Origin of the sequence: Nocardioides dongkuii, assembly GCF_014127485.1 — a bacterium.
In the GTDB taxonomy this organism is placed as follows: Bacteria; Actinomycetota; Actinomycetes; order Propionibacteriales; family Nocardioidaceae; genus Nocardioides; species Nocardioides dongkuii.
Genome location: NZ_CP059903.1, coordinates 1,927,692 through 1,952,344 on the forward strand (window position 1 = coordinate 1,927,692; position 24,653 = coordinate 1,952,344).

Sequence of the window (24,653 nt, forward strand, 5' to 3'; positions counted from 1 at the left end):
GCACCGGCTGCTCTCTCGACGAAGGACCTCTACGTGGCACTGCCTCCGCTCACCCCCGAACAGCGCCAGGCGGCTCTGCAGAAGGCCGCCGCCTCCCGCCGGGAGCGGGCCGAGGTCAAGAACCGGCTGAAGAACTCCGGCGCCTCCATCGTCGACGTGCTGCAGCAGGGCCAGACCAACGAGGTCATCGGCAAGATGCGGGTCGTCGACCTGCTCCAGTCGATGCCCGGCCTCGGCAAGGTGCGCGCGCGCCAGACGATGGAGCGGCTCGGCATCGCCGAGAGCCGCCGCGTCCGGGGGCTCGGGTCCAAGCAGGTCGCGGCCCTGGAGGCCGAGTTCACCCCTCGCGATCCTGCGTGACGCCCGAGCGCCGTTCGCGGCTCGTCGTGCTCGCCGGTCCCACCGCCGTCGGCAAGGGGAGCGTCGCCGCCGCCGTGCGGGCCACCCACCCCGAAGTCTGGATCTCGGTCTCGGCGACCACGCGCCGGCCGAGGCCGGGGGAGGAGAACGGCGTCCACTACTGGTTCGTCTCCGACGAGGAGTTCGACCGGATGGTCGCCGAGCAGGACCTGCTCGAGTGGGCCGTGGTGCACGGCGCCGCCCGCTACGGCACCCCGCGCCAGCCCGTGGAGCTCGCGCTGGCCTCCGGGCACCCCGCCATGCTGGAGATCGACCTGCAGGGCGCCCGGCAGGTCCGCGAGACGATGCCCGACGCGCTGTTCGTCTTCCTCAAGCCGCCCTCGTGGGACGAGCTGGTGCGCCGGCTCGTCGGCCGCGGCACCGAGACCGCGGAGGAGCGGGAGCGCCGTCTGGTCACCGCGCGCGAGGAGCTGGCGGCCGAGTCGGAGTTCGACGTGAGCATCGTCAACCACGAGATTCACGCTGCCGCCGAGGAGTTGGTAGCCTTGATGGTGCATCCCCCTACCGATCTGTGAGGCTCACCAGCGTGTCTTCTCCTAACATCGCCGCCGAGGGCGTCACGAACCCCTCGATCGACGACCTGCTGACCAAGACGGACAGCAAGTACAAGCTGGTGCTCTACAGCGCCAAGCGCGCCCGCCAGATCAACGCCTACTACTCCCAGCTCGGCGAGGGCCTGCTCGAGTACGTCGGCCCGCTGGTCGACACCCACGTGCAGGAGAAGCCCCTGTCGATCGCGCTCCGCGAGATCAACGAGGACCTGCTCACCTGCGAGGACGTCGACCCGGCCGAGCTCGCCGCCGAGGAGGCCGCTGCGAAGGCCGCCGCGGCCGACGCGACGTACTCCGAGTAGCCAGAGCACCCCGCTGAGCATCAGCGACGACCACGAGGCCGCGTCCCCTTCGGGGGCGCGGCCCGGTTCGGTTCCGGCACCCCGCGTCATGCCCCGCGTCGTGCTGGGCGTCTCCGGCGGCATCGCCGCCTACAAGGCCTGCGAGCTGCTCCGCCGGCTCACCGAGTCCGGCCACGACGTCACCGTGGTGCCCACCGCCGCGGCGCTGGAGTTCGTCGGCGCCCCCACCTGGGCGGCGCTGTCCGGCAAGCCGGTGGCCACCGACGTCTGGACCTCGGTGCACGAGGTGCCGCATGTGCGGATCGGGCAGACCGCCGACCTCGTCGTCGTCGCGCCCGCGACCGCCGACCTGGTGGCCAAGGCCGCCCACGGCATCGCCGACGACCTGCTCACCAACACCCTGCTCACCGCCCGCTGCCCGGTGGTGCTCGCCCCGGCGATGCACACCGAGATGTGGGAGCACCCCGCCACCCGGGCCAACGTCGCCACCCTGCGCGAGCGCGGTGTCGTGGTCGTCGAGCCCGCCGAGGGCCGGCTCACCGGCGCCGACACCGGCAAGGGCCGGCTCCCCGACCCGGGCGAGATCTTCGAGCTCGCCCGCGAGGTGCTGGCCCGCTCCGCCACCGGGTCCGCCGGCTCCTCCGCGTCGTCCGTGGTGACCGACCTCGCCGGCCGCCGGGTCGTGGTCTCCGCCGGCGGCACCCGCGAGTACCTCGACCCCGTCCGCTTCCTCGGCAACCGCTCCTCGGGCCTCCAGGGGTACGCGCTGGCCCGCGCCGCCGCCGCCCGGGGCGCCGAGGTCACGCTGGTCGCCGCCAACGTCGCGCTCCCCGACCCTGCCGGCGTCAAGGTCGTGCACGTCGAGACCACCGCCCAGCTCCGCGACGAGGTCGTGGCCGCCGCGGCGTCCGCCGACGCGGTGGTGATGGCCGCCGCCCCCGCCGACTTCCGCCCCGTCACGGTCAGCGAGGGCAAGATCAAGAAGGCCGACGACGGCTCCGCGCCGCCCCTGGAGCTGGTGCAGAACCCCGACGTCCTGCACGAGCTCAGCACCGAGCGCGGCCACCCCGGCAGCGTCGTGGTCGGCTTCGCGGCCGAGACCGGCGACGCGTCCGGCACCGTGCTCGAGCACGCGCGCGCCAAGCTGGCCCGCAAGGGCTGCGACCTGCTGGTCGTCAACGACGTCAGCGGGGGAGCGGTCTTCGGCAGCCCCGACAACGAGGCGGTCATCCTGGCCGCCGACGGCGGGTCCGTCGAGGTGCCCCGGGGCACCAAGGCCGCGCTGGCCCAGGTCATCTGGGACCAGGTGGCGCGTCGATTCGGCCCGTGAGACGGCTGTCTTGCATCCTGGGACCTCAAATATCATCGGACTCATCGAGTTCGCCGAGCGGGAGTGAGTAGCACTGTGGCTGGACGTCTTTTCACCTCGGAGTCCGTGACCGAGGGCCACCCGGACAAGATCGCCGACCGGGTCAGCGACACCGTGCTCGACTACCTGATGGAGAACGACCCCGACAAGGAGAACCTCCGCGTCGCCGTCGAGACCCTCCTGACCACCGGGCTCGTGGTCGTCGCGGGCGAGGTGCGCACCAACGCCTACGCCCCGGTCGCCGACCTGGTCCGCAAGGCCATCCTGGACATCGGCTACGACTCCTCCGAGAAGGGCTTCGACGGCACCTCGTGCGGCGTCCAGGTCGCGATCGGCGCCCAGTCCTCCGACATCGCCCAGGGCGTCGACCAGGGCATCGAGGCCCGCGTCGGCGACTCCGAGGACGAGCTCGACCAGCGCGGCGCCGGCGACCAGGGCCTGATGTTCGGCTACGCCTGCGACGACACCGACGTGCTGATGCCGCTGCCGATCGTGATCGCCCAGCGGCTCGCGGAGCGGCTCGCCGAGGTGCGCAAGGACGGCACCATGGCCAACCTGCGGCCCGACGGCAAGACCCAGGTCACCATCGAGTACGACCAGGACGACCGCCCTGTGCGCGTCGACACCGTCGTGCTGTCCACCCAGCACTCCGAGGAGACCGACCTCGCCAAGCTGGAGGAGGAGATCAAGCAGCACGTCATCGACCCCGTGCTCGCGACGTTCGACCTCCCCTCCGAGGGCTACCGGCTGCTGGTCAACCCCACCGGCCGCTTCGTCGTCGGCGGCCCGATGGGCGACGCCGGGCTCACCGGCCGCAAGATCATCGTCGACACCTACGGCGGCATGGCCCGCCACGGCGGCGGCGCCTTCTCCGGCAAGGACCCCTCGAAGGTGGACCGCTCGGCCGCCTACGCGATGCGCTGGGTCGCCAAGAACGTCGTCGCGGCCGGCCTGGCCCGCCGTTGCGAGGTCCAGGTCGCCTACGCGATCGGCAAGGCCCAGCCCGTGGGCGTCTTCGTGCAGACCTTCGGCACCGGCATCGTCTCCGACGAGGCCATCCAGGAGGCCGTGCTCGAGGTCTTCGACCTGCGCCCCGCCGCGATCCTGCGCGACCTCGACCTGCTGCGCCCGATCTACGCCAAGACCGCGGCGTACGGCCACTTCGGGCGCGAGCTGCCGGAGTTCACCTGGGAGCGCACCGACCGCGCCGACGCGCTGAAGGCCGCCGTCCAGGCCTGATCTCCCAGGCCCCGGCGGGACGGGGGGCGCCGGCTGGTATCAATGCGGCCATGAGCCCCGACCCGCCCGGCAGCCGCGTGCCGCCGGCCCTGCCCGAGCAGCCCGAGCTGCTGCCGGGCATGGTCCGGGCGACGGTCGCGGCGTCCCAGGCGAAGGCCCGCGCCACCCGCGCGCGCAAGGTCGCCGAGGCCCCGGTGAGCGAGGTCGACCCGGTCGCCCGGGTGCTGGTCGACCTGCCGCTCGCCCACCTCGACCGGCCCTTCGACTACGCCGTCCCGGCCACGATGGCCGAGGCCGCGCAGCCGGGCGTGCGGGTCAAGGTGCGCTTCGCCGGCCAGGACGTCGACGGGTACGTCGTGGCGCGCGCCGCGACCTCCGAGCACCCGGGGCGGCTCGCGCCGCTGCGCCGGGTGGTGAGCCCCGAGCCGGTGCTCGCCCCCCAGGTCGCGGCGCTCACCGCCGAACTCGCCGAGCGGTACGCCGGCACCCGGTCCGACGTGCTCCGCCTCGCGGTCCCGGCGCGGCACGCCACCACCGAGAAGGAGCCGTCGCCGGCGCCCGACGCCCCCGCCCGGCACGACGCCGATGCGGCCCGCGCCGCGTGGGCCGACCACGAGCACGCCACCGCGTTCCTGGCCCACCTCGCGGCCGGCGGCAGCCCGCGGGCGGTGTGGGGGGCCCGCCCCGGCACGGACTGGCCGCTGCTGCTCGCCCACGCCGCGGCCGCCACCCTCGCCGGGGGCCGCGGCGCGCTCCTCGTGGTGCCCGACCGCCGCGACGTCGACCGCGTCGACCGCGCGCTGGGTGAGGTGCTCGGCCCCGGCCACCACGTGGCGCTGACCGCCGACTCCGGCCCGGCCCGCCGCTACCGCGACTTCCTGGCGGTCAGCCGCGGCGCCCGCCGGGTCGTCGTCGGCACCCGCGCGGCGGCGTTCGCGCCCGTCCACGACCTGGGCCTGGTGGCGGTCTGGGACGACGGCGACGACCTGCTCGCCGAGCCGCGCGCGCCGTACCCCCACGCCCGGGAGGTGCTGCTGCTGCGCTCGGAGCGGGAGGACGCCGCGGCCCTGGTCGGCGGGTTCGCGCGCACGGTCGAGGCGGCGTACCTGCTGCGCACGGGCTGGGCCCGCGAGCTCGTCGCCCCCCGGGCCGCCGTCCGCGCGGCGCTGACCGTGACCGTCGCCGGTGCCACCGACCTCGACGTCGAGCGCGACGTGCACGCGCGCGCCGCCCGGATGCCGCGCCAGGTGCGCGACACGGTCCGCGACGGCCTCGCCGCCGGGCCGGTGCTGGTGCAGACCCCCCGCACCGGCTACGCGACCAGCCTGGCCTGCGAGCGCTGTCGCACCCCGGCCCGGTGCGGCACCTGCGCGGGCCCGCTGGCGCTGTCCGGGCCGACGGCGCCGCCGGCCTGCCGCTGGTGCGGCACCGCCGCGGAGGCCTGGGCGTGCGCGGAGTGCGGCCACCACGGCCTGCGCGCCCCCGTGCTCGGCGACGCGCGCACCGCGGAGGAGCTGGGCCGGGCGTTCCCCGGCGTCCGGGTGCTGACGTCGTCCGGCGACCGGGTGCTGGCCGAGGTCGAGGACCGGCCCACCATCGTGGTCGCCACCCCCGGCGCGGAGCCGGTCGCCCGGGGCGGGTACGCCGCGGTCGTGCTGCTCGACGCCTGGCTCGCGCTGGGGCGGGCCGACCTGCGCACCGACGAGGAGGCACTGCGGCGGTGGAGCAACGCCGTGGGCCTGGTGCGGCCGGGCGGCCGCGCGCTCGTGGTGGGCGACCCCGCGCACCCGGCGGTCCAGGCGCTGGTGCGCTGGGACCACGGCGGCTTCGCCGACCGCGAGTCGGCGGAGCGGCAGGCTGCCCACCTGCCGCCGGCGTCCCGTCTGGCGACGCTCAGCGGCGACCCGGGCGCCGTCGACGACGCCGTGACCCTGCTCGACCTGCCGGAGGGCGCCGAGGTGCTCGGGCCGGTCGAGACCGAGGAGGGCTCGCGTGTCGTCGTCCGGGTGCCCCGGGCCCGGGGCGCGGCCCTGGCCCACGCGCTGGGCGAGGTGCAGCGGGTGCGCTCGAGCCGCAAGCTCGACCCGGTGCGGATCCAGGTCGACCCGTACTCCCTGTGACGCACCGGCGCGATGAGTCCGGTCCGCGCGGCCGGTCTGTCCCGACATGGAACGCCTGCTGCGGGTCAACGGCGTCGACCTGTGCGTGGAGACCTTCGGCGATCCCACGGACGCGGCGATCCTGCTGATCGCGGGGATGTCGTGCTCCATGGACTGGTGGGAGGACGGCCTCTGCGAGCGGCTCGCCTCCGGGCAGCGGCACGTGGTGCGCTACGACTTCCGCGACACCGGTCGCTCGACGACGTACCCGCCGGGGGAGCCGGGCTACACCGGGGCCGACCTGCGCGCCGACGCCGTGGCGCTGCTCGACGCGCTCGGCGTCGCCTCCGCCCACCTGGTCGGCATGTCGATGGGCGGCGCGGTCGCGCAGGGCATCGCGGTCGAGCACCCCGGGCTCGTGACCACGCTGACCCTGGTCTCCACGACGCCGGCCCTGGAGGGCGCGCCCTCCGGCCTGCCGCCGATGACGCCCGAGATGGCGGAGTCCCTCCGCGCCCTCGGGCGGCGGCCCGCCCCGGACTGGGCGGACGGTCCCGCGGTCGTGGACCGGCTGGTGGCCGAGCAGCGCGCCTTCATGCGCGCCGGCTTCGAGGAGGGACGGGTGCGGGCCGTGGCCCGCCGGGTGGTCGCGCGGTCCGCCGACCTCGCGTCGATGGGCAACCATGCGCTGCTCGAGCCCGGGCCGGACCCGCACGGCACCCTGCTCGACCTCGCCGCCCCGACGCTCGTCGTCCACGGCACCGCTGACCCGCTGTTCCCCCTCGGTCACGGGCGGGCGCTCGCGCGGGCGGTCCGGCACGGCTCCCTGCTGGCCCTGGCCGGGGTCGGTCACGAGCCCCCGCCACCCTCGACCTGGGACGTCGTCGTGCCGGCGGTCCTGCAGCACACCTCGCCGCGTGCGGTCAGTCGTCGACCGCGTCGATCCCGCGCTCCACGATGAGCGGGTCCGGCACGCCGACGGCGTCGGGGTCCTTGTCCTCGTAGTCGAAGCGGGAGAGGAAGTGCCGCATGGCGTTGACCCGGGCGCGCTTCTTGTCGTTGCTGCGCACCGTCGTCCACGGTGCCCAGTCGGTGTCGGTGCGCCGGATCATCGCCTCCTTGGCCTCGGTGTAGTCGTCCCACTTGTCCAGGGACTCCAGGTCGATGGGGGAGAGCTTCCACTGCCGCACCGGGTCGACCTGCCGGATGATGAACCGGGTGCGCTGCTCCGAGCGGGTGACCGAGAACCAGAACTTGGTGAGCGAGATGCCGCTGTCGACGAGCATCCGCTCGAACTGCGGGACCTGGGACATGAACTGCTCGTAGTCCGACGGGGAGACGAAGTCCATCACCCGCTCGACGCCGGCGCGGTTGTACCAGGACCGGTCGAAGAGCACCATCTCGCCGCCGGACGGCAGGTGCCGGACGTAGCGCTGGAAGTACCACTGGCCCTGCTCGCGGTTGTTCGGCTTCGACAGCGCCACCGTCCGCGCGTACCGGGGGTTGAGGTGCTCCATGAACCGCTGGATCGTGCCACCCTTGCCGGCGGCGTCGCGGCCCTCGAAGAGCAGCACGTGCTTGGTGTCGGAGTCGGCGGCCCAGCGCTGGAACTTCAGCAGCTCGACCTGCAGCCGGTACTTGGTCTCCTCGTACTCCTGCTGCCCCATCCGCTCCTCGTAGGGGTAGCCCTCCCGCCAGGTGTCGACCGCCCGGCCCTGCGGATCGAGCAGGACGGGGTCGTCGTCGACGTCCTCTCCGATGGTGTGACCGTTGATGTGGAGCTTGTCGATGTAGTCCCGGACGTCGCGCAGCATGAGGCTCCGGTAACCACCGCCGCCCCCCTCACTAGGCTGGGTGTTCCCCCGACCCGACAGGAGCCCCGTGGCCGTCCAGCCCATCCGCCTCTTCGGTGACCCGGTCCTGCGCAGGCCCGCCATCGAGGTCGTCGACTTCGACAAGGAGCTGCGCCGGCTGGTCTCCGACCTCACCGACACGATGCTCGCCGCGCCCGGAGCGGGTCTCGCGGCACCGCAGATCGGGGTCGGCGTGCGGGTCTTCACCTGGAACGTCGACGGCGAGGTCGGCCACTTGGTGAACCCGGTCCTCGACCTGTCCGAGGAGACCCAGGACGGGCCGGAGGGCTGCCTGTCCATCCCGGACCTGACCTTCGACTGCCGGCGCGCCCTGCGGGCCGTGGCCCGCGGGTTCGACATGCACGGCGAGCCGGTGACCATCGAGGGCACCGAGTACCTCGCCCGGGCGCTGCAGCACGAGACCGACCACCTCGACGGCGTGCTGTTCCTCGACCGCCTCGACGGCGACACCCGCAAGGCCGCGATGAAGGCGATCCGGGAGTCGGAGTGGTTCGGCCTCGAGAGACCGACCGTCAAGGTCAGCCCGCACCCGACCCGAGGGCTGGGTCTCTGATGCGGCTGGTCTTCGCCGGCACCCCGGAGGTCGCGGTCCCCGCGCTGGACGCGATCGCGGCCTCGCGGCACGAGCTGGTCGGCGTGGTCACGCGCCCCGACGCGCCCGCGGGACGGGGACGCAAGCTCCTCGCCAGCCCCGTGGCGCAGCGGGCCGCGGAGCTCGGCGTACCCGTGCTGAAGCCGGAGCACCCGCGCGACCCGGCGTTCCAGGACGAGCTGCGGGCGCTGGCGCCCGACTGCTGCCCGGTGGTGGCGTACGGCGCGCTGCTGCCGCAGTCGGCGCTGGACATCCCGCCGCTGGGCTGGGTCAACCTGCACTTCTCCTGCCTGCCCGCCTGGCGCGGGGCCGCGCCGGTGCAGCACGCGATCTGGGCCGGTGACGAGGTGACCGGCGCGACGACGTTCCGCATCGTCCGCGAGATGGACGCCGGCCCGACGTTCGGCGTGATGACCGAGCGGATCCGGCCCACCGACACCGCCGGCGACCTGCTCGGCCGGCTCGCGGAGGGCGGGGCCGGCCTGCTGGTCACCACCCTCGACCACCTCGAGGAGGGCACCATCGACGCGCGCCCCCAGCCGGTGGACGGCATCAGCATGGCGCCGAAGATCACCGTCGAGGACGCCCGGGTCGACTGGACCGAGCCCGCGGCGGCGGTGGACCGCCGGATCCGCGCGTGCACGCCCGGCCCCGGGGCCTGGTCCACCCACGCCGGCGAGCGGCTCAAGGTCGGTCCGGTCGCGCTGGAGCCCGACGTCGAGCTCGCCCCCGGCACGCTCGAGGTCCGCAAGAACGCCGTGCTCGTCGGCACCGGCACCCACGCGGTGCGGCTCGGGGAGGTCAAGGCGTTCGGCAAGAAGCAGATGCCGGCAGCCGACTGGGCGCGCGGCGTGCGCCTGGAGACGGGCACGGTCCTCGGTGCCGACTGACCCGGCCGCGGACCGCCCGGCGACGCCCGGGGACGTCGACGAGATCTGCCGCGCGCTGCCCGAGGTCGAGCTCGGCACCTCGTGGGGCGACGTCCCGACGTACCTGGTCGGCGGGCGGGGGTTCGTGCTCTTCCGGAAGCCGCACGCCTCGGCCGTCGACCCCGGGACCGGCGAGGAGTACGACGACCTGCTGGTCATCGTCACGCCGGGACCGGCCGAGAAGCAGGCGCTCGTCGACGACGCGCGGCTGCCGTTCTTCACCATCGACCACTTCGCGCGCACCAACGCCGTGCTCGTGCAGCAGTCGCGGCTGGGCGAGCTGGGCCGCGCCGAGCTCGCCGAGGTGATCACCGACGCCTGGGCCGCCCGAGCGCCGAAGCGACTCGTGCGAGAGCACCTCGGCGATGGCTGAGCCGCGCCGGCAGGGCGGCCGCCGGGCCGACCGCGCGCGCACCGACCCCGCCCGGGTCGCGGCGCTCGAGGTGCTCAAGGCGGTCCGGGTCGACGACGCCTACGCCAACCTCGTGCTGCCCGGCGTGCTCCGCGAGCACGGGCTCTCCGGCCGCGACGCGGCGTTCACCACCGAGCTGGTCTCCGGGACGCTGCGCCGCCAGGGCACGTACGACGCGGTGCTCGCCGCCTGCATCGACCGGCCGCTGGCGCAGGTCGCGGCGAAGGTGCTCGACGCGCTGCGCCTGGGCGCCCACCAGCTGCTGGCGATGCGGGTACCGCCGCACGCCGCGATCAGCACCACCGTCGACCTCGCGCGGGCCAAGGCCGGCCCGGGTGCGGCCTCCTTCGCGAACGCCGTGCTCCGCGCGGTGTCCGAGCGCGACCTCGACGCGTGGATCGAGCGGATCGCGCCCGACCCCGGTGCGGACCCGGTCCGGCACGCCTCGGTCGCGTTCAGCCACCCGGCCTGGATCGTCGAGGAGCTGCGCCGGGCGGTCGGGCCCGAGCAGCTGCACGCGCTGCTCGCCGCCGACAACGAGCCGCCCCGCGTCACCCTGGTCGCGCGGCCCGGCTGGTCCACGCGCGAGGAGCTGCCCGGCACGCCCACGGCGTACTCCCCGTACGGGGTGGTGCTCGACGGCGGCGACCCGGGCGCCGTACCGGCGGTGGCCGAGGGGCGCGCCGGCGTCCAGGACGAGGGCTCCCAGCTGGTCGCGGCCGCGCTCGCGGTCGCGACCGTCGAGGGGTCGGACGCGCGCTGGCTCGACCTCTGCGCCGGCCCCGGCGGCAAGGCCGCGCTGCTCGCGGCGATCGCGGCGGAGCGGGGCGCCTCGCTGGTCGCCACCGAGCGCCAGCCCCACCGCGCCCGGCTGGTACGCCGTGCGGTCGCCGCCGCCGGTGGCGGCACGGTCGCGGTGCTCGCCGCCGACGGCACCACGCCGCCGTTCCGTCCCGCGACCTTCGACCGGGTGCTGGTCGACGCGCCGTGCACCGGGCTCGGCGCGCTGCGCCGGCGCCCCGAGGCCCGCTGGCGGCGCCGCCCCGACGACCTGGTCGACCTGGTCGCCCTGCAGCGGGCGCTGCTCGGCTCCGCGCTCGACCTGGTCCGGCCCGGCGGCGTCGTCCTCTACGCGACCTGCTCCCCGGTGCTCGCCGAGACCTCCGGCGTCGTCACCGCGGTGCTCGACCATCGTCCCGACGTACGTCTCGAGGACGCGACCGCGCTGCTGCCGCAGGTCCCCGACTGCGCCGGCCCGATCCCCGGCACCGTCCAGCTCTGGCCGCACCGCCACGGCACCGACGCGATGTTCCTCGCCCTCCTGCGGCGGGGCTAGTCCCAGACGAGACCCGCGCCCACGGCGTCGACCTGGGCCTGCGTCGCGCCGGGGCCGGGGGCCACGGTCGCGAAGAACCGGCCGTGCACGTCGCTGACGAAGGTGGGCACGCCCGGCACCACGTCCGCCTTGGCGGGGTCGAGGTACGACGCGCGGTTGCTCGCGGGACGCACGGTGACCGTCACGACGGCCGATCCGGACTCGCAGGCGAGCTTCTCGTCCGCCGGCGGGCCGCACCGCCAGCCGGGGGCATCGACCCGGACGGGGACGGGAGTCTGCGGGCGGCCGTCCTCGGCGTTCTCCATCGCCGTGAGGTCCTGGGGTCGGACCTGCAGGTCGGCTCTCAGGGACAGCGGACCCGTCGACGGGGTCGGTGTGGTCGAGGCACTCGGCTGGCCGGCGAACCCGGGCCCGCCGCCCGCCGTACCCGACGAGCCGCCGGTGAGCTGGCTGCCCAGGAGAGCCACCGTGGCGACGCCGACGACGGCGGCCAGGCTCGCCCCGGCCCGCCGTCGGCGGCGGATGCGGGAGCCGGCGCGGGCGGCGCCGGCGACGAGGCGGTCGAGGTCGGGCCGCTCGTCGCGGACCCGGTCGTGCAGGGCGGTGCCGAGGCGGTCGGCGTCCTGGTCGCTCATGGGGCTTTCCCTTCGGTGAGGTCGGCGAGCAGCAGCGGTCGCAGCCGCTGCAGGGCCCGCCGGGCACGGGTGCGGACCACGGACTCGGTGAGGCCGAGGTCGACGGCGGTGTCGGCCACGCTCCGGTCCTCCCAGTAGCGCAGCACCACGACAGCCCGGTCGAGCGGGGGCAGGGTGGCGAGCGCGTCCAGGAGGTCCAGGCGGGTCGCGGGGTCGGGCGGGTCGGAGGTGAGCTCCGGGCCGAGGTCCAGGTCGGTCGGCAGCTCGCTGCTGCGGCGCAGCCGACGGTGCGACAGGAACGTGTTGAGCAGGGTGGTGCGGGCGTAGGCGAGCGGGTTGTCCGCCCGGGAGACCCGGCGCCAGGAGGCGAACACCTTGGCGTACGTCGACTGGGTCAGGTCCTCGGCCTGGTGCTGGTCGCCGGTGAGCAGCAGCGCCGCGCGGTGCAGCTGGGTCGCGGTCTCCCGCACGAAGGTCGCGAACTCGTCGCCCTCGTTGCTCGTCACACCAGATCAGACTCCTCGGACCCCGCCGGGCGTGACACGGCTCAGTCCAGCACGTGGCGGAGGTAGCGCCCGGGGGAGTCGAGGTAGGCCTGCCAGTGCTGGACCAGCTCCAGCTCGTCCCACGTCGTACGACGCAGTCCCCAGTCGCCGACCTCCAGGATCGTCGCGCCCGGCATGGCGGCCAGCACGGGCGAGTGGGTCGCGCACAGCACCTGCCCGCCGTCGGCCACGACCCGACCCAGGGCGGCGATCAGCGCCAGCGTCGAGGAGAACGACAACGCTGCCTCGGGCTCGTCGAGGCAGTAGAACCCGGGGGAGTCGAAGCGGGTGCGCAGCACCTCCAGGAACGACTCGCCGTGGCTCATCTCGTGGTACGCCGGGCCGCCGCCGGTCTGCTCGCTGAAGGTGTACCAGCCGTGCATCGTCTCGGCGCGCAGGAAGAAGCCCCAGCGACCGGCGCCGATGCCCCGGCGCAGCGTCATCGCCGACCCGAGCGGCGACTCGGTCGACCGGGTGGAGTGGTGGCCCTGGGTCGAGCCGCCCTCCGGCGAGAGCCCGTACGCCATCGCCACGGCCTCCACGATCGTCGACTTGCCCGACCCGTTCTCGCCGACCAGGAAGGTGACGCCCTTCGGCAGGTCCAGCCCCTCGCGGACCAGCTGGGCCACGGCCGGCACGGTCATCGGCCACGCGCGGGTCGAGGGTCGCTGCCCGGGGTCGACGGAGATCCGCACCACCGGGGGCTGGTCGAGGTCCACGTCCGCAAGGTAGTCCGCGCGACCCCCTAGGTTGGCGTCATGCCCACCAAGCCGCCGGCGGTCGAGATCGAGGTCGACGACCGGGTGGTGCGGGTGAGCAACCCCGACCGGGTCTATTTTCCCGAGAGCGGCGCGACCAAGCTGGACCTCGTCGAGTACTACCTCGCGGTCGGCCCCGGCATCGTCAACGCCCTCCTCGAGCGGCCCTGCATGCTGCACCGCTTCCCGAAGGGGCTGGCGGGGGAGAAGGTGCACCAGAAGCGGGTGCCCCGGGGCGCGCCGCCCTGGGTGGAGACGGTCCGGCTGCACTTCCCGCGTTTCGACCGCGAGGCCGACGAGCTCTGCGTCACCGAGCTCGCCAGCGTGATCTGGGCGGTGCAGATGTCCACGGTCGAGTTCCACCCCTGGAACAGCCGGCGCACGGACACCGAGAAGCCCGACGAGTGGCGCATCGACCTCGACCCCGGGCCGCTGTGCGACTTCGCGACGGTGCAGCGGGTGGCCCAGGTCGCCCGCGAGGTGCTCGACGACCTCGGCGCGGTCGGCTACCCCAAGACCAGCGGCGGCTCCGGGCTGCACGTCTACGTCCGGATCCCGCCCGACCACGGCTTCCAGGACGTACGGCGGGCCGCGCTCGCCTTCGCCCGCGAGGTGGAGCGCCGTGCGCCCGACGACGTGACGACCGCCTGGTGGCGCAAGGACCGCGACCCCCACCACCTGTTCGTCGACTACAACCAGAACGCGCGCGACCACACCATCGCCGCGGCGTACTCGGTCCGCGGCTTCCCCGACGCCCGGGTCTCGACCCCGATCCGCTGGGACGAGGTCGCCGACGTCGACCCGCACGACCTGACCATCTTCACCGTCCCGGAGCGGTACGCCGAGCTCGGCGACCTGCACGCCGACATCGACGCCCACCCCTTCGACATCGCCCCGCTGCTGGAGTGGGCCGACCGCGACGAGCGCGAGGGCGCGGAGACGCCCGACCTCCCGGAGGAGGAGTAACCGGTAGCCGGTCCCGGGACGCGTGTCAATCTTGATCCGTTCAAGAAAAGGGTCCAGACTCAGTCCCATGACCACACCGGACTTCGAGGACCTGCTGCGCAAGGCCTCGCTCCGGGTGACGCGTCCGCGCCTCGCGGTGCTTGGCGCGGTGCACGACCACCCGCACGCCGACACCGACACGGTGATCGGTCAGGTCCGCGCCGGTCTCGGCGCGGTCTCCCACCAGGCGGTGTACGACGTGCTGCGCGTGCTCACCGACGCCGGGCTCGTCCGCCGCATCCAGCCCGCCGGCGCCACCGCCCGGTACGAGGCGCGGGTGGGGGACAACCACCACCACGTCGTGTGCCGCACCTGCGGCGCCATCGAGGACGTCGACTGCGCGGTCGGGCAGTCTCCCTGCCTGACCGCTTCCGACGACCACGGCTTCTCGCTCGACGAGGCCGAGGTCGTCTATTGGGGCACCTGCCCCGACTGCTCCACCGCACCCACGGCTGCGAACGCCACCTTGGAAGGAACCAGATGAGCGACACCCAGGACAACGCCCCCACGAGCCCCCAGGGGGTGGACCGCAAGGCCGAGGCCGGATGCCCGGTCATGCACGACTCCGCGGCGGCGCACGGCAGCGAGAGCGAGAACCCGGCGATCCCCTCGCCGCAGCCGAAGACCGGCGGTCGCCCGCACAGCCTCCAGGACTGGTGGCCCAACATGCTGGACCTCTCGGTCCTGCACGCCCACTCCTCGAAGAGCAACCCGCTCGACCCGGACTTCGACTACCGCACCGAGGTCGAGACCCTCGACGTGGACGCGCTGAAGCAGGACATCGTCGAGGTCCTCCACTCCTCCCAGGACTGGTGGCCGGCGGACTTCGGCCACTACGGCGGCCTGTTCATCCGGATGAGCTGGCACTCGGCCGGCACCTACCGCATCTTCGACGGCCGCGGCGGCGCCGGCGACGGCGCCCAGCGGTTCGCCCCGCTCAACAGCTGGCCCGACAACGCCAACCTGGACAAGGCCCGCCGGCTGCTGTGGCCGGTCAAGCAGAAGTACGGCCAGAAGCTCTCGTGGGCCGACCTGATCGTCCTCGCCGGCAACGTGGCGCTCGAGGACATGGGCTTCGAGACCTTCGGCTTCGCGTTCGGCCGCGAGGACGTCTGGGAGCCCGAGGAGATCTTCTGGGGCCCCGAGGACACCTGGCTCGGTGACGAGCGCTACACCGGCGAGCGTGAGCTCGAGGAGGCGCTCGGCGCCGTGCAGATGGGCCTGATCTACGTCAACCCCGAGGGCCCGAACGGCAACCCCGACCCGCTCGCCTCCGCCAAGGACATCCGCACCACCTTCGCGCGGATGGCGATGAACGACGAGGAGACCGTCGCGCTGATCGCCGGCGGCCACACCTTCGGCAAGACCCACGGCGCCGGCGACGCCAGCCTGGTGGGCCCGGAGCCCGAGGGCGCCCCCCTCGAGGAGCAGGGTCTCGGCTGGCGCAGCGAGTTCGGCTCCGGCAAGGGCGGTGACGCGATCACCTCCGGCCTGGAGGTCACCTGGACCTACCACCCGACCCGCTGGGACAACGAGTTCTTCCACATCCTCTACGCCTACGACTGGGAGCTCATGGAGTCCCCGGCCGGGGCGCACCAGTGGCGGCCCAAGCACGGCGCGGGCGCCGACATGGTCCCGGGCGCCCACGAGGGCGACCCCCGCCGTGAGCCGCGGATGCTGACCTCCGACCTGGCGCTCCGGTTCGACCCGGAGTACGACAAGATCTCGCGCCGGTTCCTGGAGAACCCCGACGAGTTCCGCCTCGCCTTCGCCAAGGCCTGGTACAAGCTCCTGCACCGCGACATGGGCCCGATCGCCCGCTACCGCGGCCCCTGGGTGCCCGAGGAGCAGATCTGGCAGGACCCGGTCCCGGCCGTCGAGGGCCCGCTGGTCAGCGACGCCGACGTCGAGACCCTCAAGGCGGCGGTGCTCGAGTCCGGTCTCTCGGTCTCCGAGCTCGTCTCCACCGCGTGGGCCTCGGCCGCGACGTTCCGGACCACCGACAAGCGCGGCGGCGCCAACGGCGCGCGGATCCGGCTCGAGCCGCAGCGCGGCTGGGCGGTCAACCAGCCCGAGCAGCTCGCCCGGGTCCTCGACAAGCTCGAGGCCGTCCGGTCGGAGTTCAACGCCGCGGGCGGTGCCCAGGTCTCCCTGGCCGACCTCATCGTCCTGGCCGGCTCGGCCGGGGTCGAGAAGGCCGCCCGGGACGCCGGCGTCGAGGTGACCGTGCCGTTCCGCGCGGGCCGCACGGACGCCACCCAGGAGCAGACCGACGCCTACTCCTTCAAGGTGCTCGAGCCGCGGGCCGACGGGTTCCGCAACTACCTGCGGGCCAACGACAAGCTGCGCCCCGAGACCCAGCTGCTCGAGCGCGCCTACATGCTCGACCTGACCGCCCCGGAGATGACCGTCCTCGTCGGCGGCCTGCGGGTGCTCGGTGCGAACGTCAACGGCGCCGCGCACGGCGTCCTGACCGAGCGTCCCGGCGTGCTGAGCAACGACTTCTTCGTCAACCTGCTCGCGCCGGGTTCGCAGTGGAAGGCGTCGGAGACCGACGAGAACGTCTACGAGATCCACGAGGTCGCCACCGGCGACCTGCGCTGGACCGCGACCCCCGTGGACCTCATCTTCGGCTCGAACTCCCAGCTGCGGGCCCTCGCCGAGGTGTACGCCGGCCAGGACGCGCAGCAGAAGATGGTGCGCGACTTCGTCGCGGCCTGGACCAAGGTGATGGAGCTCGACCGGTTCGACCTGGTCTGACCCCGCTCCGCGCCACGTGCCCGGTCGGTCCCCTCGGGGGACCGGCCGGGCACGGTCGTCTCCACCGGCCCTAGGATCCTCACCCGTGGGCATCCAGATCACGCCGAGCATCCTCAACGCCGACTTCGCCGCCCTCGGGGCGGAGGTGGCCCGGATCGGCAGCGCCGACTGGGTGCACGTCGACGTCATGGACAACCACTTCGTCCCGAACCTGACCTTCGGGCCCACGATGGTCGAGGCGCTCGCGCGCAGCACCGACGTCCCCCTGGACGCCCACCTGATGATCGCCGAGCCCGACCGCCACGCCCCGGCGTACGTCGAGGCGGGCTGCGGCTCGGTGACCTTCCACGTCGAGGCCGCCGCGGCACCGGTGCGGCTCGCCCGCGAGATCCGGGCGAAGGGCGCCCGCGCCAGCATGGCGCTGCGGCCCGCGACCCCCGTCGAGCCGTACGAGGATCTGCTCCCCGAGCTCGACATGCTGCTGCTGATGACCGTCGAGCCCGGCTTCGGCGGCCAGAAGTTCCTCGACCTGGTGCTGCCCAAGATCGCCCGGGCCCGCGCGCTGATGGACAAGCACGGCGTCGAGACCTGGCTGCAGGTCGACGGCGGCGTCTCCCTGGAGACGATCGAGCGCTGCGCCGCGGCCGGCGCGGACGTCTTCGTCGCCGGGTCCGCGGTCTACTCCGCCGACGACCCGGACCGGATGGTCGCGGAGCTGCGGGCGCGCGCCGAGGCGGCGGCCGCCCGCTAGGCCGCGAGCCGTGGGGGATGGCGCGCCGCGCCTCCGGGTCCGGTACGCCGAGTCGGCGTCCACGACGTGGCAGGCCTCACGGCGGCGGGCGCGGTGGCTGTGGCAGACTCGGTGCCGACGAGTTGTGAACAGCTCGCGTGCTCTGGGGTCGGTGTAATTCCGAACCGGCGGTGAAAGTCCGCGACCCGGTCACCGCCAGTGACCGGTTGATCAGGTGTAACTCCTGGACCGACGGTGAGAGTCCGGATGGGAAGCGCACGCAAGGTGGCACACCGACCGCCGTCCTCCGTACCCGGATGGACGAGCGCGCCGGGGTCGCCACGCCGTCGCCCCGGAGTCCGTGAGCACACCGGACGGAGGCGAGATGGCGGTCAGCGAGGCGGAGCGGCGCGCGATGACGCGCGCCCTCGAGCTGGCGGCCACGGCCGGCGTCCCGCTCGGCCCCAACCCCCGGGTCGGCTGCGTCCTGCTCGCCGACGACGGCAGCACCGTCGCGGAGGGCCACCACCGCGGCGCCGGCACCGCGCACGCCGAGGCCGACGCGCTCGCCCGGGCGGGCGCCGCGGCCCGCGGCACCACCGCGGTCGTCACCCTGGAGCCCTGCAACCACACCGGCCGCACCGGCCCGTGCGCGCAGGCCCTGGTCGAGGCGGGCGTACGGCGGGTGGTGTTCGCCCAGGCCGACCCCAACCCGGTCGCCACCGGCGGCGCGCAGACCCTCGCCGCGGCCGGCATCGACGTGGAGCAGGGGCTGCTCGAGGACGAGGCCCGCGCCGTCAACCGGGAGTGGAGCCTCGCGATGGAGCGCGGCCGCCCGTTCGTGACCTGGAAGTTCGCCACCACCCTCGACGGCCGCAGCGCCGCGGCCGACGGCACCAGCCGCTGGGTCAGCTCGCGCGCCTCCCGGATCGACACCCACCGGCTGCGCGCCCGCTGCGACACCATGCTGGTCGGCACCGGCACGGTCGCGGTCGACGACCCCCGGCTCACGGTCCGCGACGAGCACGACGTACCCCTCCCGCAGCAGCCGCTGCGCGCGGTGATGGGGGAGCGCGACCTCGCCGCCGACCGGCGGGTCCTCGACGGCGCCGCCGAGACGGTGCACCTGCGCACCCGCGACCCGCACGCGGCCCTGGCCGCGCTGTTCGCCCGGGACCGCCGGCACGTCTTCCTCGAGGGCGGCCCCACGCTCGCCGCCGCCTTCCTGCGGGCGGGGCTCGTCGACGAGATCGTCGCGTACGTCGCGCCGGCGCTGCTCGGCGCGGGCCTGCCCGCCGTGGGCGACCTCGGAATCACCACCGTCGCCGATGCGTTCCGTCCGCGCGTCACCGACGTCACCGTGCTGCCACCGCTGGACGGCGAGCAGCCCGACGTGCGCCTCACCCTGGCGCCGGAAGAAGGAGCCTGAATGTTCACCGGGATCGTGGAGGAGCTCGGCGCCGTCGAGACCGTCGAGGACCAGGGCGACGCCGTGCGCCTGACCGTCCGCGCCGCCACCGTGCTCGAGGACGCCGCGCTCGGCGACTCGATCGCCGTCAACGGCTGCTGCCTCACCGTCGCCGCGCGCACCGACGACACCTGGACCGCCGACGTCATGCAGGAGACGCTCGACAAGACCAGCCTGCGCGGCGTGCAGCCGGGGGACCGGGTCAACCTCGAGCGGGCCGTCACCGCGCAGACCCGGCTGGGCGGGCACATCGTCCAGGGCCACGTCGACGGGGTCGGCCACGTCGTCCGGCGCTCGCCCAGCGAGCACTGGGAGGTCGTCGAGGTCGCGATGCCGGCCGACCTCGGCCGCTACCTGGTCGACAAGGGCTCGATCACCGTCGACGGCGTGAGCCTGACCGTCGTCGAGGCCGGCCCGGAGTCCTTCACCGTCAGCCTGATCCCCGAGACCCTCGCCCGGACGACGCTCGGGTCGCGGCAGCCGGGGGACCGGGTCAACCTCGAGGTCGACGTGATCGCCAAGCACGTCGAGAAGCTGCTCGCCCACCGGGACGGTGGCCGCTGATGCTCGACGAGCTCCTGCACGGCACCATCAGCGTCGCCGGCGGCCACCTCTCGACCCGGGAGGTCGTGGGCAACCTCTTCGGCCTCGCCAGCGCGCTGCTCGGCATGCGCCGCCTCGTGTGGGCCTGGCCGATCGGCCTGGCCGGCAACGTGCTGCTCTTCACCGTCTTCGTCAGCGGCGAGCTCAGCGGCGCGGTCGCCGAGCCGCTGTGGGGCCAGGCCGGTCGCCAGGTGTTCTTCATCGTCGCGAGCCTGTACGGCTGGTGGCTCTGGTCGGCGTCCCGGCGCGCAGGCGCCGCCGCCGACGGCGGGGCGATCGCACCGCGGTGGGCCACCGGCCGGGAGCGGCTGGGGCTCCTCGGCCTCGCGGTCGTCGGGTACGCCGCGGCGTACCTCCTGCTGCAGCGGGTCGGCTCGTGGAGCCCCACCACCGAGGCCTGGATCCTCGCCGGGTCGCTGCTCGCGACGTACGGCATGGCCCGCGGCTGGGTGGAGTTCTGGCTGCTGTGGGTCGCCGTCGACGTGGTCGGCGTCGCGACCCTGGTGGACGCGGGCTACTACCCGACCGCCGGCATGTACCTCTTCTACGGCGGCTTCTGCGTCCTCGGGTTCTTCACCTGGTGGCACGTGGAGCGCCGCACCGACCGGGACCCCGTCGGGCCCGTCGACCTCGAGCAAGGAGTTCCCGCATGACCCACCGCGTCCGCCTGGACAGCGTCGAGCGCGCCGTCGCCGACATCGCCGCCGGGAAGGCGGTCGTCGTCGTCGACGACGAGGACCGCGAGAACGAGGGCGACATCATCTTCGCCGCCAGCAAGGCGACGCCGGAGCTGATGGCCTTCACCATCCGGCACAGCAGCGGCGTGATCTGCGTGCCGATGCCGGCCGAGATGCTCGACCGGCTCGAGATCCCCCTGATGACCCCGCACAACCGCGACAAGATGCGGACGGCGTACACGATCTCCGTCGACGCCCGCGACGGCGTCAGCACCGGCATCTCCGCCGCCGACCGCGCGCACACCGTGCGGGTGCTCGCCGACTCGGCCACCGAGCCGTGGGAGATCACCCGCCCCGGTCACGTCTTCCCGCTGCGCTACCGCGAGGGCGGCGTGCTGGTCCGGCGCGGCCACACCGAGGCCGCCGTCGACCTGGCCCGGCTCGCGGGGCTCACCCCGGCCGGCGTCCTGGTCGAGGTCGTCAACGACGACGGCACCATGAAGCGCGCCGGCCAGCTGCGGGAGTTCGCGGACGAGCACGGGCTCGCGATGATCTCCATCGAGGACCTGGTCAAGTACCGCCGCCGCCACGAGAACCTCGTCGAGCGGGTCGCCGAGACCCGGCTGCCCACGCGCTTCGGCGACTTCACGGCGTACGGCTACACGATCACCGTCGACGGCTCCGAGCACATCGCGCTGGTGCACGGTGACATCAGCGGCCCCGAGCCGGTGCTGACCCGCGTGCACTCCGAGTGCCTCACCGGGGACGTCTTCGGCAGCCGCCGGTGCGACTGCGGCCCGCAGCTCGACGAGGCGCTGGAGCGGATCGTCGAGGAGGGCCGCGGCGTCGTGGTCTACCTGCGCGGCCACGAGGGGCGCGGCATCGGCCTGGTCGCCAAGCTGCAGGCCTACCAGCTGCAGGACGGCGGGCGCGACACCGTCGACGCCAACCTCGACCTCGGCCTCCCGGCCGACGCCCGGCACTACGGCACCGCCACCCAGGTGCTCAAGGACCTCGGGGTCGCCAGCGTCCGGCTGATGACCAACAACCCCGACAAGGTCACCAACCTCGAGGACTACGGGGTGCCGGTCGCCGAGCGGGTCCCGCTCACCCCGCACCCCAACGACCACAACCTGGCCTACCTGCTGACCAAGCGCGACCGGATGGGCCACGTGCTGCCGGGCCTTTCGTCGCTGGTCTCCCCGGAGTCGGTGGTCGAGGAGCTCACCCAGCAGGCGATCGTCCGAGAGAGCGGAGACCCCCGATGAGCGGCGCCGGAGCACCCCAGCAGCAGCCCGTCGACAGCCGCGGCCTCCGGGTCGCCGTCGTCGCCGCGAGCTGGCACGACCAGGTGATGGACGGGCTCCTCGCCGGCGCCGAGCGGGCGCTCGAGGCGTTCGGCGTCGAGGAGCCGCTCGTCGTCCGGGTGCCGGGCACCTTCGAGCTGCCCGTCGTCGCCTCCGCCCTCGCGGCCGAGGGGTACGACGCGGTGGTGGCGCTCGGCGTCGTGATCCGCGGCGGCACGCCGCACTTCGAGTACGTCTGCTCCGCGGCCACCGACGGCCTCACCCGGGTCGCCCTCGACCACACCGTGGCCGTCGGGTTCGGCGTGCTCACCTGCGACGACGAGCAGCAGGCGCTCGACCGGGCGGGTCTCGAGGGGTCGCGGGAGGACAAGGGCTACGAGGCCACGGCCGCGGCGCTGCTGACCGCCCGGACCCTGGCGCAGGTACGCCGTGGCCGCGACGCCTGACACCGGCCGTCGCCGGGCCGGGCCGACCGCCTAGAGTTGCGGTCCGTGAAGACGTTCGAGGAGCTCTGGGCCGAGCTCCGTGAGAAGGCCCTGACCCGCCCCGAGGGGTCCGGCACCGTCGCGGAGCTCGACGCCGGCGTGCACGCCATCGGCAAGAAGCTGGTCGAGGAGGCCGCCGAGTCCTGGATGGCCGCCGAGCACGAGGGCGCCGACCGCGCCGCCGAGGAGATCAGCCAGCTGCTCTACCACGCCCAGGTGCTGATGCTCGCGACCGGCATCGAGCTCGACGACGTCTACGCCCACCTCTGAGAGATCCCCATGTCCCTGCTCCGCATCGCGGTCCCCAACAAGGGGTCGCTGTCCCAGGCCGCCACCGAGATGCTCCGCGAGTCCGGCTACCGGCAGCGCGAGGACGCCAAGCAGCTCACGCTGAGCGACCCCGACAACGGCGTCGAGTTCTTCTACCTGCGCCCCCGCGACATCGCGCTGTACGTCGGCGAGGGCACCCTCGACGCCGGCGTGACCGGCCGTGACCTGCTGCTCGACTCCGCCGCCCAGGCCGACGAGGCGCTGAGCCTGGGCTTCGGCCGCAGCCGGTTCCGGTTCGCCGGTCCGGACGGCGCCTTCTCCGACGTCGCGCAGCTCGCCGGCACCCGCATCGCCACGTCGTACGTCGGGGTGGTGCGGGCGTTCCTCGAGGCGCGCGGCATCGAGGCGAGCGTGGTCCGCCTCGACGGCGCCGTCGAGACCAGCATCCAGCTCGGCGTGGCCGACGTGATCGCCGACGTCGTCGAGACCGGAAGCACGCTGCGGCAGGCCGGCCTGGCGACCTTCGGCGAGACGATCCTGGAGTCCGAGGCGGTCCTGGTGACCCGCCGCGGGTCGGTGCCGCCGGCGTTCGAGGTCTTCAAGCGGCGGCTCGAGGGCGTGCTCGTCGCCCGCGGCTACGTGATGATGGACTACGACATCGAGGAGGCCCACGTCGGCGCCGCCGTCGACCTCACGCCCGGCATCGAGAGCCCGACCATCTCCCCGCTGCGCCGCGAGGGCTGGGTCGCCGTCCGCGCGATGGTGCCCCGCGACGGCGCGCACCGGCTGATGGACGAGCTCTACCAGATCGGCGCCCGCGGCATCCTGCTCACCGACATCCACGCCTGCCGGCTCTGACGTGAGCGACCCCGCACGGCCCGCCGAGCCCCCCGACCACGCCGTCGTGCTGCCGCACACGTGGCGGCCGATCGGGCCGCGGATCGCCGGCGCCGTCGCCGGGGTCCTGCTGCTCGTGCTGTTCCTCGCCGCCTGGCTCGCCATGAGCGACGTGACCCGGGCGAAGTTCACCGGGTTCCAGATCGGGACGCTCGTCGTCTTCTGGCTGCTGGGGGCGTTCGCGATGAACGCGCTGGTGCGCTCCCGGGTCGTGGCCGAGCGCGAGCGGCTGGTGATCGTGAACGGCTACCGACGCCGTGAGCTCGAGTGGCCGCAGGTGGTCGCCGTCCGGCTGCCCCCCGGGGCCCCGTGGGTGACCCTCGACCTCGCCGACGGCCAGACGATCTCGGCGATGGGCATCCAGGGCTCCGACGGCGCCCGCGCCCAGCGCGCGGTGCGCGAGCTCCGCGCGCTCGTGGACCAGCCGCCCAACTCCTGACGCGGGACGCGCCGGAGCTCAGTCGACCGCGCGGATGCCCCAGGTCGCCGAGACCTCGTCGTCGGCGGACCCGGTCGCGCCCAGCACCACCAGGTCGTCGCCGGAGCGGAGCGCGTCCGGGGGAGCGGTCATCGGCTCCACCGCCAGCGAGCGCCGGGCCGTGACCGACACGTCGTCGGCGGTGTAGGCCAGCAGCCACGGGTGCCGGTCGTCGACCCACAGCGCCACGCCCAGCCCGGAGCCGGGGTCGCGGAGCACCACGGTCGCCACGCCGCGCTCGTCGCGCTCGAGGTCGGTGAACGCGTCGTTGAGGCGTACGTCGCGCAGCGGGCGGGTCACCCGGAAGTCGTACGGCGTGCCGTCCACCGGCTCGCGCTCGGTGGGCAGCAGCCGCTCCGGGTCGGGCGGCAGCCGGGTGGCGGCCGGCAGGGTGAGCTCGAGGCCGTCGACGGGACCCGCCCCCACCACGAGGTAGGGGTGCGCCCCGCTGGCGTACGGCGCCGGCTCCGGGGACAGGTTCGTCGCGGTCTGGGTGACGGTGAGCCCGTCGGCGGAGAGGTCGTAGACGACGCGGAGGTCCAGCAGCCACGGGTAGCCGGTCTGCGCCATCAGCCGGTAGGTGAGGGAGACCGAGTGCGCGGTGTGCTCCTCCAGGGTCCACGCCACCCAGCGGACCAGGCCGTGGGAGGCGTTCTGCCGGGCCGGCTCGGTGAGGGGGAGCTGGTGCTCCGCGCCCCCGAAGGAGTACCTGCCGTCGCGGACCCGGTTCGGCCAGGGGACCAGCAGCTGCCCCCGGCCCCCGGAGGACGTCGCGCGCTCGTCGAAACCGTCGACGAGCTGGCGGCCGGCATGGCTGAGCAGGCGGAGCGCCCCGCCGCTCTCGGTGACGACGGCGCGGTAGCCGCCCGCCGCGATCTCGAACTGGTCGCCGCTGGGGGGGAGCATCGGTCC

Annotated in this window: 28 protein-coding genes and 1 riboswitch; of the genes, 23 read left to right on the forward strand and 5 right to left on the reverse strand. The window is 74.2% G+C overall.

What is annotated here, in order from left to right:
* Positions 1–33: 33 nt before the first annotated feature.
* The 7 genes from mihF to H4O22_RS09310 all read left to right on the forward strand — a co-directional run bounded on the left by mihF (position 34) and on the right by H4O22_RS09310 (position 6,941).
* A complete protein-coding gene (mihF, locus tag H4O22_RS09280) occupies positions 34–360 on the forward strand; it encodes an integration host factor, actinobacterial type (protein ID WP_182526701.1) in 327 nt (108 codons plus the stop codon).
* The gene (gene gmk / locus H4O22_RS09285; RefSeq protein ID WP_182526702.1) at positions 357–935 is read left to right on the forward strand and encodes a guanylate kinase; all 579 of its coding nucleotides are present in this window, start codon (positions 357–359) and stop codon (positions 933–935) included. Before mihF ends, gmk begins: the two co-directional genes overlap by 4 nt.
* 11 nt (positions 936–946) lie before the next feature.
* On the forward strand, positions 947–1,273 hold the full coding sequence (gene rpoZ, locus H4O22_RS09290; protein ID WP_182526703.1) for a DNA-directed RNA polymerase subunit omega: 327 nt from the start codon (positions 947–949) through the stop codon (positions 1,271–1,273).
* An 88-nt stretch (positions 1,274–1,361) separates the two neighbouring features.
* Positions 1,362–2,603: a bifunctional phosphopantothenoylcysteine decarboxylase/phosphopantothenate--cysteine ligase CoaBC gene (gene coaBC / locus H4O22_RS09295; RefSeq protein ID WP_182526704.1), complete on the forward strand. Its 1,242-nt coding sequence runs from the start codon at positions 1,362–1,364 to the stop codon at positions 2,601–2,603.
* Between the two features lie 75 nt (positions 2,604–2,678).
* The gene (metK, locus tag H4O22_RS09300) at positions 2,679–3,881 is read left to right on the forward strand and encodes a methionine adenosyltransferase (protein ID WP_182526705.1); all 1,203 of its coding nucleotides are present in this window, start codon (positions 2,679–2,681) and stop codon (positions 3,879–3,881) included.
* A gap of 50 nt (positions 3,882–3,931) precedes the next feature.
* A complete protein-coding gene (locus tag H4O22_RS20755) occupies positions 3,932–6,001 on the forward strand; it encodes a primosomal protein N' family DNA-binding protein (RefSeq protein ID WP_182526706.1) in 2,070 nt (689 codons plus the stop codon).
* 46 nt (positions 6,002–6,047) lie between these two features.
* Complete coding sequence (locus H4O22_RS09310) at positions 6,048–6,941, forward strand: alpha/beta fold hydrolase (protein WP_182526707.1); 894 nt, start codon at positions 6,048–6,050, stop codon at positions 6,939–6,941.
* Here the strand turns inward: H4O22_RS09310 and ppk2 are convergent.
* Positions 6,904–7,794 carry a polyphosphate kinase 2 gene (gene ppk2, locus H4O22_RS09315; protein WP_182526708.1) on the reverse strand — a complete coding sequence of 297 codons (891 nt, stop codon included), beginning with the start codon at positions 7,792–7,794 and terminating at the stop codon, positions 6,904–6,906. The genes H4O22_RS09310 and ppk2 overlap by 38 nt on opposite strands.
* A gap of 67 nt (positions 7,795–7,861) precedes the next feature.
* Here ppk2 and def point away from each other — a divergent pair, with 67 nt between their 5' ends.
* Genes def through H4O22_RS09335 form a run of 4 tightly spaced genes read left to right on the forward strand, consistent with a single transcriptional unit; the run spans position 7,862 to position 11,123 of the window.
* Positions 7,862–8,407 carry a peptide deformylase gene (gene def / locus H4O22_RS09320; RefSeq protein ID WP_182526709.1) on the forward strand — a complete coding sequence of 182 codons (546 nt, stop codon included), beginning with the start codon at positions 7,862–7,864 and terminating at the stop codon, positions 8,405–8,407.
* Entirely contained in the window at positions 8,407–9,336 is a 930-nt protein-coding gene (gene fmt / locus H4O22_RS09325) for a methionyl-tRNA formyltransferase (RefSeq protein WP_182526710.1), read from the forward strand. Before def ends, fmt begins: the two co-directional genes overlap by 1 nt.
* Positions 9,326–9,748 carry an MmcQ/YjbR family DNA-binding protein gene (locus H4O22_RS09330; protein WP_182526711.1) on the forward strand — a complete coding sequence of 141 codons (423 nt, stop codon included), beginning with the start codon at positions 9,326–9,328 and terminating at the stop codon, positions 9,746–9,748. Before fmt ends, H4O22_RS09330 begins: the two co-directional genes overlap by 11 nt.
* A complete protein-coding gene (locus H4O22_RS09335; protein WP_182526712.1) occupies positions 9,741–11,123 on the forward strand; it encodes an RsmB/NOP family class I SAM-dependent RNA methyltransferase in 1,383 nt (460 codons plus the stop codon). The genes H4O22_RS09330 and H4O22_RS09335 overlap by 8 nt, the downstream gene beginning before the upstream one ends.
* Here H4O22_RS09335 and H4O22_RS09340 read toward each other — a convergent pair.
* From H4O22_RS09340 to H4O22_RS09350, 3 genes are read right to left on the reverse strand one after another with little or no spacing between them, the layout of a single operon-like run.
* The gene (locus H4O22_RS09340; protein WP_182526713.1) at positions 11,120–11,758 is read right to left on the reverse strand and encodes a hypothetical protein; all 639 of its coding nucleotides are present in this window, start codon (positions 11,756–11,758) and stop codon (positions 11,120–11,122) included. The two genes, H4O22_RS09335 and H4O22_RS09340, sit on opposite strands and share 4 nt — an antisense overlap.
* Complete coding sequence (locus H4O22_RS09345) at positions 11,755–12,264, reverse strand: SigE family RNA polymerase sigma factor (RefSeq protein ID WP_182526714.1); 510 nt, start codon at positions 12,262–12,264, stop codon at positions 11,755–11,757. The genes H4O22_RS09340 and H4O22_RS09345 overlap by 4 nt, the downstream gene beginning before the upstream one ends.
* A 41-nt stretch (positions 12,265–12,305) precedes the next feature.
* Complete coding sequence (locus H4O22_RS09350; protein ID WP_244963174.1) at positions 12,306–13,022, reverse strand: AAA family ATPase; 717 nt, start codon at positions 13,020–13,022, stop codon at positions 12,306–12,308.
* 39 nt (positions 13,023–13,061) lie between these two features.
* Here H4O22_RS09350 and ligD point away from each other — a divergent pair, with 39 nt between their 5' ends.
* The 12 genes from ligD (at position 13,062) to H4O22_RS09410 (ending at position 23,702) form a co-directional block, all read left to right on the forward strand.
* Positions 13,062–14,027, forward strand: a complete 966-nt coding sequence (gene ligD / locus H4O22_RS09355; RefSeq protein ID WP_182526715.1) for a non-homologous end-joining DNA ligase — start codon at positions 13,062–13,064, stop codon at positions 14,025–14,027.
* A 67-nt stretch (positions 14,028–14,094) separates the two neighbouring features.
* On the forward strand, positions 14,095–14,550 hold the full coding sequence (locus tag H4O22_RS09360; protein ID WP_182526716.1) for a Fur family transcriptional regulator: 456 nt from the start codon (positions 14,095–14,097) through the stop codon (positions 14,548–14,550).
* Positions 14,547–16,826: a catalase/peroxidase HPI gene (katG, locus tag H4O22_RS09365; protein WP_182526717.1), complete on the forward strand. Its 2,280-nt coding sequence runs from the start codon at positions 14,547–14,549 to the stop codon at positions 16,824–16,826. The genes H4O22_RS09360 and katG overlap by 4 nt, the downstream gene beginning before the upstream one ends.
* 85 nt (positions 16,827–16,911) lie before the next feature.
* A complete protein-coding gene (gene rpe, locus H4O22_RS09370) occupies positions 16,912–17,577 on the forward strand; it encodes a ribulose-phosphate 3-epimerase (RefSeq protein WP_182526718.1) in 666 nt (221 codons plus the stop codon).
* Between the two features lie 133 nt (positions 17,578–17,710).
* A riboswitch (FMN riboswitch) is annotated at positions 17,711–17,840 on the forward strand.
* Between the two features lie 101 nt (positions 17,841–17,941).
* Positions 17,942–18,985: a bifunctional diaminohydroxyphosphoribosylaminopyrimidine deaminase/5-amino-6-(5-phosphoribosylamino)uracil reductase RibD gene (gene ribD / locus H4O22_RS09375; protein ID WP_244963175.1), complete on the forward strand. Its 1,044-nt coding sequence runs from the start codon at positions 17,942–17,944 to the stop codon at positions 18,983–18,985.
* The gene (locus tag H4O22_RS09380; RefSeq protein WP_182526719.1) at positions 18,986–19,588 is read left to right on the forward strand and encodes a riboflavin synthase; all 603 of its coding nucleotides are present in this window, start codon (positions 18,986–18,988) and stop codon (positions 19,586–19,588) included.
* Positions 19,588–20,280 (forward strand): nicotinamide riboside transporter PnuC, encoded by a 693-nt coding sequence (gene pnuC / locus H4O22_RS09385; RefSeq protein ID WP_182526720.1) that lies wholly within the window; start codon positions 19,588–19,590, stop codon positions 20,278–20,280. The genes H4O22_RS09380 and pnuC overlap by 1 nt, the downstream gene beginning before the upstream one ends.
* Entirely contained in the window at positions 20,277–21,572 is a 1,296-nt protein-coding gene (locus H4O22_RS09390) for a bifunctional 3,4-dihydroxy-2-butanone-4-phosphate synthase/GTP cyclohydrolase II (protein WP_220451329.1), read from the forward strand. Before pnuC ends, H4O22_RS09390 begins: the two co-directional genes overlap by 4 nt.
* Positions 21,569–22,057: a 6,7-dimethyl-8-ribityllumazine synthase gene (ribH, locus tag H4O22_RS09395; protein ID WP_182526721.1), complete on the forward strand. Its 489-nt coding sequence runs from the start codon at positions 21,569–21,571 to the stop codon at positions 22,055–22,057. The genes H4O22_RS09390 and ribH overlap by 4 nt, the downstream gene beginning before the upstream one ends.
* Before the next feature lie 45 nt (positions 22,058–22,102).
* Entirely contained in the window at positions 22,103–22,366 is a 264-nt protein-coding gene (locus H4O22_RS09400; RefSeq protein ID WP_182526722.1) for a phosphoribosyl-ATP diphosphatase, read from the forward strand.
* A 9-nt stretch (positions 22,367–22,375) separates the two neighbouring features.
* The gene (hisG, locus tag H4O22_RS09405) at positions 22,376–23,224 is read left to right on the forward strand and encodes an ATP phosphoribosyltransferase (RefSeq protein ID WP_182526723.1); all 849 of its coding nucleotides are present in this window, start codon (positions 22,376–22,378) and stop codon (positions 23,222–23,224) included.
* A 1-nt stretch (position 23,225) separates the two neighbouring features.
* Complete coding sequence (locus tag H4O22_RS09410; protein WP_182526724.1) at positions 23,226–23,702, forward strand: PH domain-containing protein; 477 nt, start codon at positions 23,226–23,228, stop codon at positions 23,700–23,702.
* An 18-nt stretch (positions 23,703–23,720) separates the two neighbouring features.
* Here the strand turns inward: H4O22_RS09410 and H4O22_RS09415 are convergent, their stop codons facing one another.
* Positions 23,721–24,647: an aldose 1-epimerase family protein gene (locus H4O22_RS09415; RefSeq protein WP_182526725.1), complete on the reverse strand. Its 927-nt coding sequence runs from the start codon at positions 24,645–24,647 to the stop codon at positions 23,721–23,723.
* Positions 24,648–24,653 lie beyond the last annotated feature (6 nt).

Bases quoted from the DNA above. Each gene is read 5' to 3' on its own strand.
- coaBC (WP_182526704.1), top strand. From the start codon at position 1,362: ATGCCCCGCGTCGTGCTGGGCGTCTCCGGCGGCATCGCCGCCTACAAG.
- H4O22_RS20755 (WP_182526706.1), top strand. From the start codon at position 3,932: ATGAGCCCCGACCCGCCCGGCAGCCGCGTGCCGCCGGCCCTGCCCGAG.
- H4O22_RS09310 (WP_182526707.1), top strand. From the start codon at position 6,048: ATGGAACGCCTGCTGCGGGTCAACGGCGTCGACCTGTGCGTGGAGACC.
- ppk2 (WP_182526708.1), bottom strand. From the start codon at position 7,794: ATGCTGCGCGACGTCCGGGACTACATCGACAAGCTCCACATCAACGGT.
- fmt (WP_182526710.1), top strand. From the start codon at position 8,407: ATGCGGCTGGTCTTCGCCGGCACCCCGGAGGTCGCGGTCCCCGCGCTG.
- H4O22_RS09335 (WP_182526712.1), top strand. From the start codon at position 9,741: ATGGCTGAGCCGCGCCGGCAGGGCGGCCGCCGGGCCGACCGCGCGCGC.
- H4O22_RS09340 (WP_182526713.1), bottom strand. From the start codon at position 11,758: ATGAGCGACCAGGACGCCGACCGCCTCGGCACCGCCCTGCACGACCGG.
- ligD (WP_182526715.1), top strand. From the start codon at position 13,062: ATGCCCACCAAGCCGCCGGCGGTCGAGATCGAGGTCGACGACCGGGTG.
- H4O22_RS09360 (WP_182526716.1), top strand. From the start codon at position 14,095: ATGACCACACCGGACTTCGAGGACCTGCTGCGCAAGGCCTCGCTCCGG.
- katG (WP_182526717.1), top strand. From the start codon at position 14,547: ATGAGCGACACCCAGGACAACGCCCCCACGAGCCCCCAGGGGGTGGAC.
- ribD (WP_244963175.1), top strand. From the start codon at position 17,942: ATGGCGGTCAGCGAGGCGGAGCGGCGCGCGATGACGCGCGCCCTCGAG.
- H4O22_RS09380 (WP_182526719.1), top strand. From the start codon at position 18,986: ATGTTCACCGGGATCGTGGAGGAGCTCGGCGCCGTCGAGACCGTCGAG.
- pnuC (WP_182526720.1), top strand. From the start codon at position 19,588: ATGCTCGACGAGCTCCTGCACGGCACCATCAGCGTCGCCGGCGGCCAC.
- H4O22_RS09390 (WP_220451329.1), top strand. From the start codon at position 20,277: ATGACCCACCGCGTCCGCCTGGACAGCGTCGAGCGCGCCGTCGCCGAC.
- ribH (WP_182526721.1), top strand. From the start codon at position 21,569: ATGAGCGGCGCCGGAGCACCCCAGCAGCAGCCCGTCGACAGCCGCGGC.
- hisG (WP_182526723.1), top strand. From the start codon at position 22,376: ATGTCCCTGCTCCGCATCGCGGTCCCCAACAAGGGGTCGCTGTCCCAG.
- H4O22_RS09415 (WP_182526725.1), bottom strand. From the start codon at position 24,647: ATGCTCCCCCCCAGCGGCGACCAGTTCGAGATCGCGGCGGGCGGCTAC.